The 19,273-nt window shown below is 60.3% G+C and carries 9 protein-coding genes; 7 read left to right on the forward strand and 2 right to left on the reverse strand.

Annotated elements, in window-relative coordinates; all coding sequences use genetic code 11:
• Nucleotides 1-80 precede the first annotated feature (80 nt).
• The 6 genes from acs to J3P84_RS07120 all read left to right on the forward strand — a co-directional run bounded on the left by acs (nucleotide 81) and on the right by J3P84_RS07120 (nucleotide 7,153).
• Nucleotides 81-2,036, forward strand: a complete 1,956-nt coding sequence (gene acs, locus J3P84_RS07095) for an acetate--CoA ligase (RefSeq protein WP_434601607.1) — start codon at nucleotides 81-83, stop codon at nucleotides 2,034-2,036.
• A gap of 954 nt (nucleotides 2,037-2,990) precedes the next feature.
• On the forward strand, nucleotides 2,991-3,764 hold the full coding sequence (locus J3P84_RS07100) for an ABC transporter substrate-binding protein (RefSeq protein WP_305499327.1): 774 nt from the start codon (nucleotides 2,991-2,993) through the stop codon (nucleotides 3,762-3,764).
• 90 nt (nucleotides 3,765-3,854) lie between these two features.
• The gene (locus J3P84_RS07105; RefSeq protein ID WP_434628947.1) at nucleotides 3,855-4,544 is read left to right on the forward strand and encodes an ABC transporter permease; all 690 of its coding nucleotides are present in this window, start codon (nucleotides 3,855-3,857) and stop codon (nucleotides 4,542-4,544) included.
• Nucleotides 4,541-5,239: an ABC transporter permease gene (locus tag J3P84_RS07110; RefSeq protein ID WP_434572342.1), complete on the forward strand. Its 699-nt coding sequence runs from the start codon at nucleotides 4,541-4,543 to the stop codon at nucleotides 5,237-5,239. The genes J3P84_RS07105 and J3P84_RS07110 overlap by 4 nt, the downstream gene beginning before the upstream one ends.
• A 56-nt stretch (nucleotides 5,240-5,295) precedes the next feature.
• Nucleotides 5,296-6,060, forward strand: a complete 765-nt coding sequence (locus tag J3P84_RS07115; RefSeq protein ID WP_434601606.1) for an ABC transporter ATP-binding protein — start codon at nucleotides 5,296-5,298, stop codon at nucleotides 6,058-6,060.
• 112 nt (nucleotides 6,061-6,172) lie between these two features.
• On the forward strand, nucleotides 6,173-7,153 hold the full coding sequence (locus J3P84_RS07120; RefSeq protein WP_305499333.1) for a GlxA family transcriptional regulator: 981 nt from the start codon (nucleotides 6,173-6,175) through the stop codon (nucleotides 7,151-7,153).
• 6 nt (nucleotides 7,154-7,159) lie between these two features.
• On the opposite strand, the gene J3P84_RS07125 is transcribed toward J3P84_RS07120, so the two are convergent.
• Nucleotides 7,160-12,175 (reverse strand): dermonecrotic toxin domain-containing protein, encoded by a 5,016-nt coding sequence (locus J3P84_RS07125; RefSeq protein ID WP_434628949.1) that lies wholly within the window; start codon nucleotides 12,173-12,175, stop codon nucleotides 7,160-7,162.
• Between the two features lie 292 nt (nucleotides 12,176-12,467).
• A complete protein-coding gene (locus J3P84_RS07130; protein WP_434628951.1) occupies nucleotides 12,468-17,570 on the reverse strand; it encodes an NEL-type E3 ubiquitin ligase domain-containing protein in 5,103 nt (1,700 codons plus the stop codon).
• Between the two features lie 334 nt (nucleotides 17,571-17,904).
• Between J3P84_RS07130 and J3P84_RS07135 the strand changes: the two genes are divergently transcribed.
• The gene (locus tag J3P84_RS07135) at nucleotides 17,905-19,125 is read left to right on the forward strand and encodes an aspartate aminotransferase family protein (protein WP_434572346.1); all 1,221 of its coding nucleotides are present in this window, start codon (nucleotides 17,905-17,907) and stop codon (nucleotides 19,123-19,125) included.
• The last annotated feature ends 148 nt before the right edge of the window (nucleotides 19,126-19,273 follow it).

Here is a 19,273-nt window from a genome sequence, read left to right on the forward strand (position 1 = left end):
ATCGTCGAATGGTTCTATAGGCCCGCCCCAAGCTACAACGGAACCATACAAAAACAACTATTGTCACCGAGGTAAGAAAGATGAGTGCGGCTTCTGTGTATCCCGTTCGTCCCGAGGTTGCGGCCAGTACGCTGACTGACGAGGCGACCTATAAGGCCATGTACCAGCAGTCGGTCGTCAACCCCGATGGCTTCTGGCGCGAGCAGGCCAAGCGCCTCGACTGGATCAAGCCTTTCACCACGGTTAAACAGACCTCGTTCGATGATCACCATGTCGACATCAAGTGGTTTGCCGATGGCACCTTGAACGTTTCCTACAACTGCCTCGACCGTCACCTGGAAGAGCGCGGCGATCAGGTTGCGATCATCTGGGAGGGCGACGACCCGTCCGAGAGCCGCAACATCACTTATCGCGAACTGCATGAAGAAGTCTGCAAGTTCGCCAACGCCCTGCGCGGTCAGGACGTGCACCGCGGCGACGTGGTGACTATCTACATGCCGATGATTCCCGAGGCTGTGGTCGCCATGCTGGCCTGCACCCGGATCGGTGCAATCCACTCGGTGGTGTTCGGCGGCTTCTCGCCGGAAGCCCTGGCCGGCCGCATCATCGACTGCAAATCGAAAGTGGTGATCACCGCCGACGAAGGCATCCGTGCCGGCAAGAAGATCCCGCTCAAGGCCAACGTCGATGACGCGCTGACCAACCCGGAAACCAGCAGCATCCAGAAAGTCATCGTGTGCAAGCGCACGTCGGGCAACATCAAGTGGAACCAGCATCGTGACATCTGGTACGAAGACTTGATGAAAGTGGCTGGCACCGTTTGCGCGCCGAAGGAGATGGGCGCCGAGGAAGCGCTGTTCATCCTCTACACCTCCGGTTCCACCGGCAAGCCCAAGGGCGTGCAGCACACCACCGCCGGTTACTTGCTGTACGCGGCGCTGACCCATGAACGCGTGTTCGACTACAAGCCCGGTGACATCTACTGGTGCACCGCTGACGTCGGCTGGGTTACCGGCCACAGCTACATCGTCTACGGCCCGTTGGCCAATGGCGCGACCACGCTGCTGTTCGAAGGCGTGCCGAACTACCCGGACGTCACCCGGGTGGCCAAGGTGATCGACAAGCACAAGGTCAATATTCTCTACACCGCGCCGACCGCGATCCGCGCGATGATGGCCTCGGGCACCGCCGCTGTCGAAGGTGCCGATGGCAGCAGCCTGCGCCTGCTGGGTTCGGTGGGCGAGCCGATCAACCCGGAAGCCTGGGACTGGTACTACAAGAACGTCGGCAAGGAGCGTTGCCCAATCGTCGACACTTGGTGGCAGACCGAAACCGGCGGCGTGCTGATCAGCCCGCTGCCAGGCGCCACAGCGTTGAAGCCGGGTTCGGCTACGCGTCCATTCTTTGGTGTGGTGCCGGCGCTGGTGGACAACCTCGGCAACCTGATCGAAGGCGCCGCCGAAGGCAACCTGGTGATCCTCGATTCGTGGCCGGGCCAGGCACGTACGCTGTACGGCGACCATGACCGTTTTGTCGACACTTACTTCAAGACTTTCAGCGGCATGTACTTCACCGGTGACGGCGCTCGTCGCGATGAGGATGGCTACTACTGGATCACCGGTCGGGTGGACGACGTGCTCAACGTTTCCGGCCACCGCATGGGCACCGCCGAGATCGAAAGCGCCATGGTCGCCCACCCGAAAGTCGCCGAGGCGGCGGTGGTGGGGGTGCCGCACGACATCAAGGGGCAGGGCATCTATGTCTACGTCACCTTGAATGCCGGCGAAGAAACCAGCGAAGCCCTGCGCCTGGAATTGAAGAACTGGGTGCGCAAGGAGATCGGCCCGATTGCTTCGCCGGACGTGATCCAGTGGGCGCCGGGGCTGCCGAAAACCCGTTCGGGCAAGATCATGCGCCGCATCCTGCGCAAGATCGCCACGGCGGAATACGACGGCTTGGGTGATATCTCCACCCTGGCCGACCCGGGTGTGGTGGCGCACCTGATCGAGACGCACAAGACCATGAACGTCGCCTGACGCTCAGTGCAACACACAAAAGCCCCGCCTGGCAGTTTTGCCGGGTGGGGCTTTTTTGTGCGCGCCCGCCGCGCGATGTGGCTCGGGAACAAGCGCCTTTGTGGCGAGGGAGCTTGCTCCCGCTCGGCTGCGCAGCAGTCGTCAACCGGCCGGCGCGATATGCCTGAATGACCGCGGTGCCTGGTTCTGGGGCCGCTGCGCAGCCCAGCGGGAGCAAGCTCCCTCGCCACGGGTTCGGTGTTTGAATGGATAGGGTGGTCGGCCGATGGGGTGTAGCTCAGTAGCCGCGGTGCCTGGGTTTGGGGCGCCTTTGTGGCGAGGGAGCTTGCTCCCGCTCGGCTGCGCAGCAGTCGTAAATCGGCCAATGCGGTATGTCTGATTGACCGCGGTGCCTGGTTTTGGGGCCGCTGCGCAGCCCAGCGGGAGCAAGCTCCCTCGCCACGGGGGCGGTGTTTGGATGGATAGGGGGTCTGCCACAAGGAGGCGTTTGAATAAATATCGGGCTTCAAAGTAGGAGGTGTCTGAACGTTACCGGTGTTTCGAAATGTGTAACCGAACGCGCCACGACGGGGCGAAGTGAAACGCAGAGCCCCGTTTCAGGGCCGTTTCGGACCGATGGAAAAACAAGCCGACACGCTGTGCTTGCCGGATTAGAAGGGTTTGCGAATAATGGGCCCGCTATTTGCAGCATGGATCGGTTCCCTGTCTTTTGCTCTTGCATGAATTTGCGGAGCTGTCAATGTGCTCGAACAGCTTTCTCGGTGCTTCTGTAATTAGTTGTCGCATTGAAGAAATATCGGCTTCGGGCCTGTCGTTAGAATGCCGATCACTCGCTCGTCGTGGCTCGCGTTGAATAAATCGTGAGCTTCCTAGGACGCAAGTTCGTTCCACCCATTCGCATATTGGGCTGTTGCTCACTCTGCCGTTTTCGCCCTTTACCGATGGAGTCCCAAGATGAAGAAACTTGTGCTGCTTGGCGCCCTGGCACTGTCCGTGCTGTCCCTGCCGACATTCGCCGATGAGAAACCCCTGAAGATCGGTATCGAAGCGGCTTACCCTCCGTTCGCCTCGAAAGCCCCGGATGGCAGCATCGTCGGCTTCGACTACGACATCGGCAATGCGCTGTGCGAAGAGATGAAGGTCAAGTGCGTGTGGGTCGAGCAGGAGTTCGACGGCCTGATCCCGGCGCTGAAGGTACGCAAGATCGACGCGATTCTGTCGTCCATGTCGATCACTGAAGATCGCAAGAAGTCCGTTGACTTCACCAACAAGTACTACAACACCCCGGCCCGCCTGGTGATGAAGGCCGGTACCCAGGTGAGCGACGGCCTGGCCGAGCTCAAGGGCAAGAACATCGGCGTACAGCGCGGTTCGATCCACGAGCGTTTCGCCCGTGAAGTCCTGGCCCCGCTGGGTGCCGAGATCAAGCCGTACGGTTCGCAGAACGAAATCTACCTGGACGTTTCCGCCGGTCGTCTCGATGGCACCGTGGCCGACGCGACGCTGCTGGATGACGGCTTCCTGAAGACTGACGCGGGCAAGGGCTTCGCCTTCGTCGGCCCGGCCTTCACCGACGAGAAATACTTCGGCGACGGCATCGGTATCGCGGTTCGCAAGGGCGATGCGCTGAAAGACAAGATCAACAGCGCGATCACCGCCATTCGCGAGAACGGCAAGTACAAGCAAATCCAGGACAAATACTTCGCCTTCGATATCTACGGCAAGTAACCACGTCCCGCCACTGCGGCGAAATGGCGCAAGCAACAGGATCTCTGCGGTTTGCGCCATTTTTTCATCCCACTTTCGAGGACCTGAATCATGTTGAAAGGCTACGGGGCTGTCATCCTCGATGGCGCATGGTTGACGCTTCAGCTCGCCTTGTCGTCCATGGCCCTGGCCATTGTCCTGGGGCTGATCGGTGTCGCGTTGCGCCTCTCGCCGGTGCGTTGGCTGGCGTGGCTGGGCGACCTGTATTCCACGGTCATCCGCGGCATTCCCGACCTGGTGCTGATCCTGCTGATCTTCTATGGCGGCCAGGACTTGATCAACCGCGTTGCGCCGATGCTCGGCTATGACGACTACATCGACCTGAACCCGTTGGCGGCCGGTATCGGCACCCTGGGTTTCATCTTCGGTGCGTACCTGTCCGAGACCTTTCGCGGCGCCTTCATGGCGATCCCCAAGGGGCAGGCCGAGGCGGGCATGGCGTATGGCATGAACGGCTTCCAGGTGTTTTTCCGGGTGCTGGTGCCGCAGATGATTCGCCTGGCGATCCCGGGCTTCACCAACAACTGGCTGGTACTGACCAAGGCCACCGCGCTGATTTCGGTCGTGGGCCTGCAAGACATGATGTTCAAGGCCAAGCAGGCGGCGGATGCCACCCGTGAGCCTTTCACCTTCTTCCTCGCGGTGGCGGCGATGTACCTGGTGATCACCAGTGTCTCGTTGCTGGCATTGCGTCACCTTGAGAAGCGCTACTCGGTAGGCGTAAGGGCGGCTGATCTATGATCTTCGACTACAACGTCATCTATGAAGCCTTGCCGCTGTACTTCAGTGGCCTGCTGACCACCTTGAAGCTGCTGGCCCTGTCGCTGTTCTTCGGCCTGTTGGCGGCGCTGCCCCTGGGGCTGATGCGGGTGTCGAAGCAGCCAATCGTCAACATGACGGCCTGGCTCTACACCTACGTGATCCGCGGCACGCCGATGCTGGTGCAGCTGTTCCTGATCTACTACGGGCTGGCGCAGTTCCAGGTGGTGCGCGAGAGCTTCCTCTGGCCATGGCTGTCCAGCGCGACGTTCTGTGCGTGCCTGGCGTTCGCCATCAACACCAGCGCCTACACCGCCGAAATCATCGCCGGCAGCCTGCGGGCCACGCCCAACGGCGAGATCGAGGCGGCCAAGGCCATGGGCATGTCGCGCTACAAGCTGTACCGCCGGATCCTGCTGCCGTCGGCGTTGCGCCGGGCACTGCCGCAATACAGCAACGAAGTGATCATGATGCTGCAGACCACCAGCCTGGCGTCCATCGTCACCCTGATCGACATCACCGGCGCCGCGCGCACGGTGAACGCGCAGTATTACCTGCCGTTCGAGGCCTACATCACGGCCGGCGTTTTTTACCTGTGCCTGACCTTCATCCTGGTGCGCCTGTTCAAACTGGCCGAGCGCCGCTGGCTGGGTTACCTAGCCCCGCGCAAGCACTGATAACGCATCGATCCGATCGACTGCTCAACGACTGACGTTTTGTGAGAACCGACCGCATGTACAAGCTTGAAGTCCAAGACCTGCATAAACGCTATGGCAGTCATGAAGTGCTCAAGGGCGTGTCCCTGAAAGCCGCCGCTGGCGACGTGATCAGCATCATCGGCTCCAGTGGCTCCGGCAAGAGCACCTTCCTGCGTTGCATCAACCTGCTTGAGCAACCCCATGCCGGCAAGATTTTGCTCAACAACGAAGAGCTGAAGCTGGTAGCGGGCAAGGACGGCGCCATGAAGGCCGCAGACCCCAAGCAGCTGCAACGCATGCGCTCGCGGTTGTCGATGGTGTTCCAGCATTTCAACCTGTGGTCGCACATGACCGCACTGGAAAACATCATCGAAGCGCCCGTGCACGTACTGGGCGTGGCCAAGGCCGAGGCGCGGGAGAAGGCCGAGCATTACCTGAACAAGGTCGGCGTGGCGCATCGCAAGGACGCCTACCCGGGCCACATGTCCGGCGGCGAACAACAGCGCGTGGCGATTGCCCGGGCGCTGGCGATGGAGCCTGAAGTGATGCTGTTCGACGAGCCAACCTCGGCGCTGGACCCGGAGCTGGTCGGCGACGTGCTCAAGGTGATGCAGGCCCTGGCGCTGGAAGGCCGGACCATGGTGGTGGTGACTCACGAGATGGGCTTCGCCCGCGAGGTGTCGAACCAACTGGTGTTCCTACACAAAGGCATCGTCGAAGAAAGCGGCAACCCGCGCGAAGTGCTGGTCAATCCGCAATCGGAGCGCTTGCAACAATTCCTGTCGGGCAGCCTGAAGTAATCGCTCCCGTACGCACCTGATTTGGGTCATGCTGCGCACCGCGCGCCAGATGGTCTAATTTGGTTGCAGCCGCTTTTGGCTTTAACACTGTTTTCGCTTCGGATCGCTCGCCATGACTGCCCATCGAATAGGTTTCCTGATTTGGCCCAGCACTAAAGCGTTGACGCTGGCGCTGGCCGAGGAGGCCTTGCGTGTTGCGCAGCGAGTGCATCCGGACGTGGTCTACGAGCTGTCGTTTTTGCACGCCGAGCCGCCGGCCGAGGGTGCCTGGCAGCTGCCGGGCGAACCCTGGGCCGGCAAGCTCGAAGGCCTGCAGAAACTGTTCCTGCTGGCCGACGAGCCGCCGACGTCGCTGGCCTCGCCGCTGAGCAGCGCGCTCAAGCAACTGGTGCGCGCCGGATGCGTCATTGGCGGCTTGTCCGCCGGTGTCTATCCGCTGGCCCAGTTGGGCTTGCTTGATGGGTACCGGGCCGCCGTGCACTGGCGCTGGCAGGACGATTTCTCGGAGCGTTTTCCCAAGGTTATCGCCACCAGCCATTTGTTCGACTGGGACCGCGATCGCCTGAGCGCCTGCGGCGGCATGTCGGTGCTGGACCTGTTGTTGGCGGTGCTGGCGCGCGATCACGGCGCCGAGCTGGCCGGCGCGGTCTCGGAGGAACTGGTGGTCGAGCGCATTCGCGAAGGCGGCGAGCGCCAGCGCATCCCGTTGCAGAACCGCCTCGGCTCCAGTCATCCGAAGCTCACCCAGGCGGTGTTGCTGATGGAGGCCAACATCGAAGAGCCGCTGACCACCGACGAAATCGCCCAGCATGTGTGCGTGTCCCGTCGGCAGCTGGAGCGAATCTTCAAGCAATACCTTAACCGCGTGCCCAGCCAGTACTACTTGGAGCTGCGCCTGAACAAGGCCCGGCAGATGCTGATGCAGACCAGTAAATCGATCATCCAGATCGGCCTGTCCTGCGGTTTCTCCTCCGGGCCGCATTTCTCCAGCGCCTACCGCAACTTCTTCGGCGCCACGCCGCGGGAAGATCGTAACCAGCGGCGCAGCAGCAGCCCGTTCGAATTGTCGTCGGTGCCGTCGGAGCGCGGCTGAGATTTGCTAGCGGTGTGTCTGCAACGGGTTCCCTTGCGCATCCAGCCTGGCCGCGGCCACGCCCATGTCGTTACCGGTTTGCTGATAGCGGATTCGTAGAAGCCCCAGGCCCTGTTCCGAGAACGGGTTGCCGTCCAGTTCGAAGTCCTCACCAGTCTCGGCGCTCATTTCGAGGATATCGACGGGCAGGTCGGTGATCAGGTTATTGCTGAGGTCGAGGGTCAGCAGCGTGGGCATGCTGAAAACGTCTTCTGGCACCCGCGTCAGTTGCGAGTCGGGTAGCAATAAGGTTTTCAACCGGGTCATGCGCCAGACCTCTGGCGTAGTACCCAGCGGGTTGCCGCTCAAATCCAGATCTTCCAGCCCGGTCAATCCGGCGAGACGCCCCGCGTCGGCAGGTGTCAGCCGAATCCTGCAGTTTTGCAGGGTGAGGTCGGTCAGCTGGGGTATGTTGAATATCGATTCGGGCAGCTGTCCCAGGTTGAAATCGGCCACGTTCACGGTCTGAAGATTGGGAAAGCACTGGAGCAGGCCATCCACTCCGGTCGTGGCAACGCCGCCTTGCAGGTCGACTGTCGTAATGTGCTCGAATCGCGCATCGAGCCTGGGCATTGCGCCATGGATGTTCCCGGCGAACGCGAACCTGTCGGGAAGCTCGGCGGGGTCTTGATAGAAGTCGCGTTGCCAGCAATCCACAAGCTTCTCTTTGAGCGCACTGCGCCTGAGCTGCTCTTGTGTCAGGGCGATCGGATCCGGCAGGAACACGTCTTGCCGCCATCGTTCGAGGTCGGCTGTGAGCTGGGCCAATTCGCTTTCCAGGCGTGACAGCCCTCCGGGAACCTCATCGAGCGTACCCGGCAGGCTGAAAATGAATCGATTGGCGTCCCTGCGGCTAAGTGACGGGTACAGCGCCTGTACCCGTCGGCTCAATTCATGCGGGGCATCTACACTCATGTGCTCGGCGTTTTCCAGGGCGTAGGCTTTCACTCGGTCGAGCGCCGCCCGGGAGAGGGGATTGCCGGTGAGGTCGATCTTCTTGCTGACCTCGCCCGGCAACTCGAACAGCGCTGGGGGCAGGTCGGTGATGCGGTTGCGTTCGAGCCTCGCGGTGGTCAGGTGCGGACGAGTTTCAAGCCCTGTTGGCACCTGATCGATACCTGTGTTCCTGAGCTTCAACTGCCGCAGCTCTGCCATCCTGCTTACATCGGGGGCCCCCCCGAGTGGATTATCGGACAGGTCCAGCACACGCAACCGAGTCATGGATGAAAGCGCGGCATGGCTGTTGGCATCCAGAGTGATCCGGCAATTGTTCAGCGTCAGTACGCCCAGATCCGGCAGGCTGGTGATCTGCTCCGGTAGCGTTCGGATCGGTATCCCATCGATGTCCAGATGCCGGAGGCCGGGAAAGGCCTGCAGGAATTCGACGAGGCCCTCGGTTGTGCTGTCGCCAGCCAATTGCAGATAGGTCACATGCGTGAAGCGCATCCTCAGGGGCGGCAACGGACCTGGCATCGGTTCTTCCAGTTCCAATACGTGGCTGGGTCTGGTATGGCTGCCTTGAAACTCATCCAGCTCCGTTTCCCGCCGCAGGCATCGCTTGATCTCCTCGGCCCAGCGCTGACGGTTGAGTCTGGCTGCCTGGTAGTCGCTGGCGCTCACGATGACTCCCGTCCCGGCGGCGGGTTGCGGCGTATCGCTCACCCATCGGGAAAGATCCACCTCCAGTGCCGAGTAGGATTGTTGCAATGCCACCAAGGTCGAGTTGGCACCTCCGGGGCGGCTTTCCAGAGACCTGACCAGGTTGCGGATCTGCTCTGCATTGAACGTCGGAAACAGGTCTTGCGCGCGTTCCTCCGGCGTTGGTGAAGCGCTCGGTCCACTGGCCGGCGCGCCGGGCCGATAGCCATCCATGCCGCCGGGCAGGCGCATGATTCTGCTGTCGTAGTGGGGTTTGCGGACTGGGTCGCTGGCCAGCAGTACTCGCATGCTGTCGAGGTCCAGCGGGGAGCGGCCGATGGCCTGGCGCAGGCGCTCGCCTTGGCCGATGTGGATGCCCAGCGCGTTGCGTTGCGCATCGGGCAAAGCCTGCAGCACGCCTTGATAGATATCCGTCGGGCCATGCAGTTCGAGACCGGCATCATCAAAGGGGGTATAGCGTCTGTCGTCGCCGCGAACCAGGGTCCTGACGATTTTTGCCTGGGGGGCTCCGACGCTGTCGTGCAACGTGCCCCTGAAGGAGTAAGCGCGCATGTCCAAGCGTACCTCCGCGGACCAGTTGAGCAATCGATCCAACGAATGCAGGACCAGCCGATCAGTGTCGGCCCCGCCAAGGTTGTCGATATACAGGCCTTCGTAGGCGCGAACGGTGCGGGTTTCCAGCAGGGTCCAGCGCGCCAGTTCATCGATGCGCGGCGAAAAACGGTTGGCGCCGATGCCCTTGTATTCCTCGACCGTGGCGGTGCGCAGCAGCTCTTCGGCGACGCTGCGAGGCAGACCCTGATAACGGTCCATCAGGTTTCGAGCCGCGGGATCAGGGGGGACCTGCTTCGCGCTGTAGCGCGTTTCGAATAACGAGGCCCATTTGTCATTGGCCAGTTTTGCCATCTGCTGGCGCAACCGGGTCGTTCGGGCGCCGAGGCTGGTGGGCGGGAGGCCGGGTTCTTCGTCCAGCAGCGTCTTGATCTCCGGTTCGCTCAAGCCCTGAATGATCGTATCGAGCATCGCCCCATTGTTCATCTGCGCTTCGGGGATGTCGATCATGGGTAGGCGCGAGGCGGGCGGATAACTCCATGCGACTTTTCCGGCACCATCGAGAAAGCGCAGCCCCCGGGTCGATAGCAGCAGCCCATAACTGGTCAACAGCTGTATTTGGGTTTGCACGTCGGCGCTGCGATAGAGCAACGGATCGTCACTGCCCATCAGGTCAACGAAACGTTGAAGATCCTGGGCGACCTTGAAGCGCTCCAACGTATCGGCCAGCAGCGGCGGTGGCGGTTCGTTGTTGATGTGCAATTTGCGCAGCGCATCGGGGTGAGTGCCGCTGACGGTGAGCATCTGCTGGAGTTGCTCGTCGGAGAATGCGTCGGTTTGCTGGCCTAGACGGCGGACGAGCGTGGTGTCGTCCCAGGTCAACGGGCGGTCCAGCTCCGTTCGCCAGGCGCCGGCGCCATTGTGGCTGAGCTGTGGAGCATAGGCATCCTCGCGTGCCGGGTGCTCGATCTGATAAATGCCTTCGCCAGCATCTTGCCTGACGACAAAGCGCTGCGCGTCCAGCTTCAGGATCTTTCGGCCGAGGTGCTCATGCAGGCCAAGCTGATCGGGGCCGGCGCTGCTGACCGGTTCGATATCCTGGTGATAGGGTGTCAGGTCCGGGGACCACAAGCGTTGCTGGCCATCAGGGCGGGTGACCGGCATCAGGTTGTCGATGAAGGTCCATAATTGCTTTGGCAGTGCCTGGCGCAGCATACCCTCCGCTATCGGTACACCAACCACGAAGCCGCCGAGCTCGACTAATGTTTCCATCACGCTCATCAGGTGCTCGAAAGCCTGTTGTTTTAAGCCTTCGGCCCAATCGATGATTCCTTCGAACGTATCGTCCAGCAGTTGGTAAGCGGCATAGCCGAGCATCAAGGCGCCCAGCGGCGGGAAAAAAGGCGTGGCGATGAACGCGGCGATACTGACCAGTTCGCTGGCAATCCTGGACAGGGCGTCCCAGCGTTTCCAGCGGGCGTTGCGGTCGGCGCTGGCAGTGGAAACGGCAATGGTTCGGGCGTCATTGAGGATTTTGTTCAGCTTGCCTTGATAGAGGTGCCGCATCAGGTCGCCTGGGGTCAACTGTGCGCTGAACAGCAGGTTGGGCTTATCGGCCGGGGTTTCTCGCCATGGTGGGCGGGAGTCACCGGGAGCCGGTCGGTGCCATTGGATGGAAGCCAGCCGCTGGTTCAGCTCGAAGAAAAACAACGGGCGTTCCTGATGTCCGACAAAGCGACTGAAGAATTGCTGGCAGTCTTTTTCTCGCAGCCTTTGAGTCAACGCCGAGCTGAACAGCGTGGAGGAGGCGTATTCCTTGATTGCGCCTTGGGGGTCGTCGGGAATATAGGCGACCAGTGGCACGGTGTGCTGCGCCTGTTCGAAGTCCGGGGCGAACAGCACTATGCCGGTCAGCGCAACGTCCATGATCTTCAAGTCATGGCTGCACAGTGGCTGGCCGTCGAGCTGCATGCCTGACAAACCGTCCAGCAGGCCGAGGACCTGCGAGTGGCTTTGCGCGCTGATGTCTTTTTTCATCAGCGCCAGGTGCAGGGCGGCCTTGAGTGCCACTTCCTGGCTTTCGCTGACCTGGCGCTGCAGTGCGCGGGTTGCAACGGTGTCGCCGATGCCCAGTTGTTGCTGAAGGTGACGCTGGTACTGGCCGCCGATATCCAGTTCCCGACACAGCTGGATAAATGCCGGAATCGGCATCTGCTGCCTGATCGACGTCAGCGGTTTGAAACGTCCCGTCTCGCCTTCCTCCGAGCTCTTCGTGGTCTCGGCGACATAGGTCGAGCCTGGTTCGTAGGCATCGGGCTTTGCCTCGTCCGGTTCAAAGTTGTGCAAAGCAGCATCCAGCAAAGAAACCTTCCACGTCCGCGCGCCACCGGAGGGGATCGGCAGCCATGGAATATTCAGTGGTACGTACAGCCATAACTGGGTTTTCTCGACGTCCAGCGTCAAGCCGAACTGAGTCCTGATCGCGGCTTCAAGCAGCGGCTTGGCAAAGGCATTGATGTCCTGCAGCGCTTGCAGTCGCTCCTCGAGCCCATTGCGTGCGCGCCACTGGGCGGCATTCAAGCGCTTCATCTGCGCGTGCCGGGAGGCGGGTGCGCCGAGCAGCCAGGGAGCAAATAGCGGCTTGGCCTGCCTGAGCTCAGTCTGTTGTTGTGCGGGGGCCTTGCCCACCCAGGACGGGATGGCATCGAGCACGTGCTGATAGTGGGATTTGACCGGGGTTCCGGTGTCGGCTGTAGTGTTAAGTTCGTGCATTAGGGTGGCCTTCGAAAGTCAGTGAAGGCGCCAGCAGAACAAAATTTTCCAAGCCAAAGGCACTACATATATATAGCGCCTGAAATGCATGGCACGCCGCGCGGTGTTGCGTAATCTGCGGCGCGGCGTGGATGCGGTGTACACAGTTTCAAGAGCTTCGCGAGCAGGCTCGCTCCCACGGGTTTTTTGTTGTGGATACGGAACCTTCGGCAGCCCCGAACCCTTGTGGGAGCGAGCCTGCTCGCGAAGGGTGGCTCGTCGAGCCGTCATCGCTGCCAGGTGCAGACGAGTGTTAAACCAGGCGGGCCCGGGTGAGCGCTTCACTGGTCAGTTGGCGCCTGAGCTCTTTCCGCCGGTCGGCGATGGCGCTGTAGGCTCGGTTATAGGTGCTGTCCGGCATTTTACCTGCGGTCAGCACATCAGCTTCAGGCACGCTCAACTGGCTGGCGAGCTCGATCAGCCTCTGTTTTTTTGCCGGATTCCTGTCTTCCAGGCGGGTATTGAATTCGACCCACTCGTGTTGCAGGTCCCGCAGTTCTTCTAGCTGCTCGGCCTGGGCTTCGTAGAGTTCATCGTTGGCCTGGAGTCTATCGGCGTAGGCGTCGCTCAGGTAAGTGTCCCAGAACTCGACATCAAGGATCTGATTGACCAAGCCACCGTTACGCTCACCCTCTCGCACCAGGCGCATGGCATTCTTTATTTGCGGTTCGGTGACGTTCGCCGTGTTTCGATAAACCATGTGCTTCGATACCCACGGCAGCTCCAGGCTATTGGTAAATCGGGCCTGATAGGCCGTGTGCACCTCGACCTCGTCCACCGTGCCGGGTTCACCGTTGATTACCTCGCTGGTGAACCGCAGGCCCAGGCCGTCCTTTTCTACAGGCAATACACGCTGCGCCACGTCGGCGCGGGCGATTTCGTAGAGCTTGTTGAGCCGTGCTTTGCCCCTGGCCAGGCCGATCAGGTTTTTTTCCAGCGTCGGCGCATCGCTGCCTGCGTGAGAGAACTCAGAGAGCATGGTCTCGATCCCCATGGCATTGAAGATCTGCGCCCCGGCATCTGCACAGTTGGTTGGGGCGTCGGCCATTGTGAACAGCTTCTCGCGAAGCTCGGTGTCGTCACTGGCGGCATCTATGATTCGCCAGACCTGCCGAGTGAGCTCGGGGCGGTTTTCTTCATAGGCCTGTTGATCTTCTTCGGTCTCGAAAACGTCGTCGGTTATTTCCATCCTGGCAATCACTTCGAAAAATCCTTGGGAGCCGTGCTCATGTTCTAAAAGATCCCAAGTGATTTTCTTCGCCTCTATGTCTCGGCCCCGGTAGTCCTCTAGCCAGAAAGCACTGCCTTCGTCGCCTCGCGGTGGATACGTACGATTAGGGTCAAGGCCCCAGGAACGGCGGTACTCGGCTAGCTTGTTATCGCTTTGCAAATCGAGTTTCTGCCGGTCCAGATGGGTCTGGGCCACGATCCAGGCTTCGGGGGATGCGCCTTCGCAGGCAGGGACAGTAATTATCTCGTTGCCCAGCAACCGCAACTCAAAATGCTCGGGCCTTGGGCGCGAAAACAGCCCCTCAGGCCAGTCGGTGATCTGTGTCCTGTCCAGTATGAGCGCTTCGAGATTGGGTAGTCGGCTGATGTCGGGAGCGAGTCCCAGTGGGTTTTGGCTGAGGTTCAGAAAACGCAGCAACGGTAGTCTTTGCAGCCCAGCTGCCGTGGAGGGATCGATAACGATTCTGTTCTGCGAAAGGTCGATGAATCTGAGGGTTGGCAGGGTATTCAATGCCACCGGCAGGCGTTGAAGACTGTTGCCGGAGGCAGTCAGGATCCGGAGCTTGGGAAAGTTCGATAGGAAGTCTTCGCTGAGTGACGACAAGTCGCAATCATCCAGGCTCAACTCTTTTACATGAGGGAGTTTTTTGCTCAATGTGAGATCTTCGAGCCTTACATTATCGAGCGAGATTCCCTCCAGGCGCAGTGTTGCGTCCTCTTCCAGGACAAAACCCTCGGTGCAGATATGCGCTTTTTCACCCCGCAGCCAGGATCGCTTGATTTCAGCCACGACCTCGCGTCGGGTGTTGAGGATCCTGCGAGCATCGATGTGGCGGGGCAGGGTGGACGCCCATTTATCCAGCTCATCAAAAAGCTGCTTCTTCTCGGTCTCCAACTCTGTGAGTTTTTGCAGTTGCTCCTCGGAGTCGAGCCTGCTGACCATGTTGGCAATCTGCTCTTCATCTCGAGTCGGATAGATTTCTTTCAGCCGTTCAGCCAATGGGTCGACTTCGGCGGGCAAGGCTTCGGCCGCAGGCCATAAACGGCTAAAAATCGGCCCACGCAGCAGGGTTTCGGTTTCGCGGGCGGTGGAGGCGCCGACGGCTGGGAAATCCATCGCGGTGCGTATCCGGCGGGTGTTCTGGTACTGGTCGATAAGCCAGTGCTTGAATTTTTCGCCTGGCTTGAAGCGCGAGGTCAATTTGCCGAGATTTTTCGGCGGCAGGGCATTGAGCAATGCGTTGTGGAAACGTTTGGCCGGATGCAGCAATTGGTCATCATTGTCACGCACTTCATATTTGCCTGGCTCTGTGCGCACCAGCACGCGTTTGAGCGAAGCGCGCTGCGGTTGATGGTTTGCGCGCAGCGTGCCGTCAATTACTTTGTCGCGGACTTCAATGTGGACATCGCTGATCGCGTCGGAAAAAGCCTTGAGGGTGTTGAGCGTCAGCGTTTCACCTTCTGGGGTGAGCAGGTCGTCTTCAAGAAGACCTTCCTGGGCGCGGGTTATCCGGGTTTGTACGTGCATCTCCTCGGCCAGGTTCCTGAGTCGCAGGGGAACGCGGTTCTGGTCGGTCATAGCGGTGTTTTCCGCAGGCGTGGCCGTGTCGAGCAGTACCCGGGTCACTGGCGCAGGCAGGTCCGCAATCGTGTTTTCGACCAGTGCAGCTTCTGGCGCCTGCCTGGGTTCTTGTCCGCGGTATTCCTGCTCGAAGATTTCCATCTTGCGGCTCGCGGCGCGGTCGGCCAGTTTTTCGTTCAGACGCTGTGGCGCCTGTTCTTTCGGGGTTTGCGATCCGACCAAGTCGCTGAGTTGTTGCTCATCGAGACCCTCGACAATAAGCGGAGCAAGTTTTCCGCCGTTCAGGTCTGCTAGGGAGATCCTGAAGGTGTCGGCGGACGGGACGGATGCCCCGTAGTGATGAGGTGTGCCGGTTAACGTGGAGTCGGCAAATACCTCCAGGGCTTTGTCGCTGGGCCAGCCATCCAGTTCGGTTACCAGGGGTTCAAACCAGCCGCCTTGGGTGTCCAGCGCTTCGCCCGCGCGGATACGGCCGATATTCTGGTCGACAGTCCGGTGGGTTCTGAAGCGCGCCAAGGTATCGTCCAGCAAGGGCGGCATGGCTTCGTTTTGCAGATGAACCCTGCGCAGAACGCCTTCGTCGGTGCCGCTGATGATGCGCAGCTGTTGCAGTTCGGCATCGCTGAAGCCATCCGTCGCGTGGCCCAGGCGCCGCATCAGTGTCTGGCTTTTCCAGGCTTGCGGTTGTTCACCCTCCATCAACCAGGCGCCCTGGCCGTTATGTTCCATTCGCGGGCTGAAGGCGTCGGGCCGGGTCGGGTGAGTCAGGGTATAGCGTTCTGTTTCGGCGGTTTTGCTCAGGGCCAGGATGTGCTGTGAATCGTCATCCGCTGCCAGCTTCAGCAAGATGCGGCTGTCATGTTCGTGCAGGCCAAGCGTGTCGGGTTTCGAGGTGGGCGGTACTTCGATCGGGTGTGCATAGGGTGCCGGGTCAGGGTTCCACAGCCGCGTTTTGCCATCGGTGGAAATCACCGGCTTGAGGTTTTTGACGAACGATGATGGTTTGGCGAGCAAATCCCCGACAATGCTCCCCCCTACGGCAAACCCGGCCGCTTGGAGTACGGTTTCGACAATGCTGAACAAATGTTCAAAAGCTTCGATCGATTTGCCCGCCACCCAGTCGCGTACACCTTCGTAAGCGTCTTCGAGCAGTTGATAGGCCATCTGCAGCAACATCAACTCGCCGACGACCGGCACAAAGGGCGCGATGACAAATAGCGCGGCGTTGAACAGCGCAAGGCCGATACTCTTTATTCGCTCCCAGCGATCATGGCGGGTCTTGCGGTCTTCACTGTCGGTAGACACAGCAATGACTTTCGCGTCCTTGAAGATCTTGCTCAATTGTTTGCTGTAGAGCTCTTCCAGGAAATTCCCGGATATTTTCGAAGCCGAGTAGTCCAGGCTTGGGTCTGGAATTGGTTTCAGATCTTCGACAAATCCATGCTCCGGCATCCCGAAGTCGGGAGCGTTAGGGCGATCCTCGATGACGTGGAAAAATTTGCGCTTGAGGGCCCCGTGGAAACTGCCCAGTTGGTCATGCTGGATAAAGCGGCTGAAAAACTTTTTGTAGCTGTCGCCGCGTAGTTGCTCGGTGAGGTGCGTCATGAACGCAGCCATCGACGGGTATTCCTTGAGGGGGACCTTCGGGTCGTGGGGGATGTAGACGACGACGGGGGCGGAGGCTGACCACTCATTGCCGGGGGAGAAGATCATGGGGCCGGTCAATGGCGTCGAGAGCAAGGTCAGGTCATAAGTCTGCCAGGTGTTATCCCGCCCCGCGATAAAGGCCAGCAGCGACTGCAGGCTGCTTTTCTGGATGGCGAGAGTCAGGCTTGCGTGGTGCAGGACGGCTTTCAGGTCCGCTAGTTGGCTGGCGATGATCCGGGTTTTGAGACGCAGTTGTTTGCCATGGTCATCCAGGCCCAGCTCCTCCCTCAGATGGGTGTCGTAGCGCCGACCGATATCCAGCTCCCGGCAGAATCTGACGAACTGATCGACCGGAAGCTTGCCGGTGACCTCGTCGAGTATCCTGAACCGGCCCTGTGCGTCAGGGCGGGTGATGAAGCCGGACTCGGGAAGGTGTGCATCCGCTTCTCCCTCGAAGGCCTCGAAGTTATGCAAGGCTGCGTCGAGTACCGACACACGCCATTGCTTCGAGCCATCCGTGGGCAGGTCAATGATTGGAAGTCTGGTCGGAATATAGAGGTTTATGAATGTTTCCCTGACATCCAGATCGATGTTGAAGCGTTGCTTGATATGTTTCTTGAGCAGCGGCTCGGCAAACGAATGCACATCCAGTAATCGCTCCAGCTCCTTTTCGACCTCGTTACGTTTTGTCCAGCTGTCTGTGTGTGTACCTCTCAGTTCCTTGTGTTGTGCCGGCGTGGCCTGCTTGAACCAATCGGGAAGTTCGGGACGGATGGTTTTCAAATGCTCGAGTTGCTTGAGCGGGGTCTTGGCGACCCACTCAGGCAGGGCTTTTTCAATGAGCTTGTGATGGGCGATCTTGCGCCTGGGAAGCACGACGGTGATGGGCGTATTCATGGTTGATTCCGAATAGGTTGATGGAGGCCGATCCCCGCGGGATCGGCACGCCAGCAAACCTGATTTGCGCAACGCAAAGGCACTACATATGTATGGCATGGGCGATGCCGACCGATGCTTGAAGCAAATCTCGACGCTGTCGCCGCAAATCCTGCGCCAACGTTTAAACTGCGCCTTTGCGATGCTATTTGTCGCATTGGCGTAAACCCGCGAAAATCATGGGTTGGCGCTATAAGAAGTTGTCGCTTGGCGGCAAGGCCGGGCTGAAAACTGTCCTTACAATCCTCACCAAGCTCGCCAGTTCCAGGCGGGTGTTCCTCTTCAGGAGACTCCGATGTCCGTTGAGCAAGCCGCGGTCCAACGCGCCGATTTCGACCAGGTAATGGTTCCCAACTATGCACCTGCTGCCTTTATCCCTGTGCGTGGTGCCGGTTCCCGCGTGTGGGACCAGTCCGGTCGCGAATTGATCGACTTTGCTGGCGGCATCGCAGTCAACGTATTGGGCCATGCCCATCCGGCGCTGGTCGGAGCCCTGACCGAGCAGGCCAACAAGCTGTGGCATGTGTCGAACGTATTCACCAACGAGCCGGCCTTGCGCCTGGCCCACAAGCTGGTCGACGCGACCTTTGCCGAGCGTGCGTTCTTCTGCAACTCCGGCGCCGAAGCCAACGAGGCCGCGTTCAAGCTGGCCCGTCGCGTCGGCTTTGATCGGTTTGGCAGCGAAAAATACGAGATCATCGCCGCGCTCAATAGCTTCCACGGGCGGACCCTGTTCACCGTCAACGTTGGCGGGCAGTCGAAGTACTCCGACGGTTTCGGTCCTAAAATCACCGGCATCACCCACGTTCCTTATAACGACCTTGCGGCTTTGCAGGCGGCGGTCTCGGACAAGACCTGCGCCGTGGTGCTGGAGCCGATCCAGGGCGAGGGCGGCGTGTTGCCGGGCGATCTGGCTTACCTGCAAGGCGCCCGCGAGCTGTGCGATGCACACAATGCGCTGCTGGTATTCGACGAAGTGCAGACCGGCATGGGCCGCAGTGGCGAATTGTTCGCCTACATGCACTACGGCGTGGTTCCGGACATCCTCACCAGCGCCAAGAGCCTGGGCGGCGGTTTCCCGATCGCGGCGATGCTCACCACCGAAGCGCTGGCCAAGCACCTGGTGGTCGGCACCCACGGCACCACCTATGGCGGTAACCCGCTGGCCTGCGCGGTGGCCGAAGCGGTGATCGACGTGGTCAACACGCCTGAAGTGCTCGGTGGCGTCAAAGCCAAGCATCTGAAATTCAAGGCGCGCCTGGAGCAGATCGGCGAGAAGTACGGCCTGTTTACCCAGGTCCGTGGTCTGGGCCTGTTGATCGGCTGCGTGCTGAACGACGCCTGGAAAGGCAAGGCCAAGGACATCTTCAACGCCGCCGAGCAAGAAGGCCTGATGATTCTGCAAGCCGGCCCGGACGTGATTCGTTTCGCCCCGAGCCTGGTAGTGGAAGACGCCGACATCGACGCCGGCCTGGACCGCTTCGAGCGGGCTGCGGCGAAGCTGACGCAAGCCTGATCCAGACTTGACCGGCCCTGGTGGGGGTCGGGCTTTTGTGGGAGCGAGCCTGCTCGCGAATGGAATCGCCTCGGTCTGCCAGGCAGATCGAGTCGTCTGCTTCGCGAGCAGGCTCGCTCCCACAGGAGATTCACTTCAGTGTCCGGTT

This window comes from Pseudomonas sp. Z1-29, from assembly GCF_051131995.1.
Taxonomy (GTDB): domain Bacteria; phylum Pseudomonadota; class Gammaproteobacteria; order Pseudomonadales; family Pseudomonadaceae; genus Aquipseudomonas.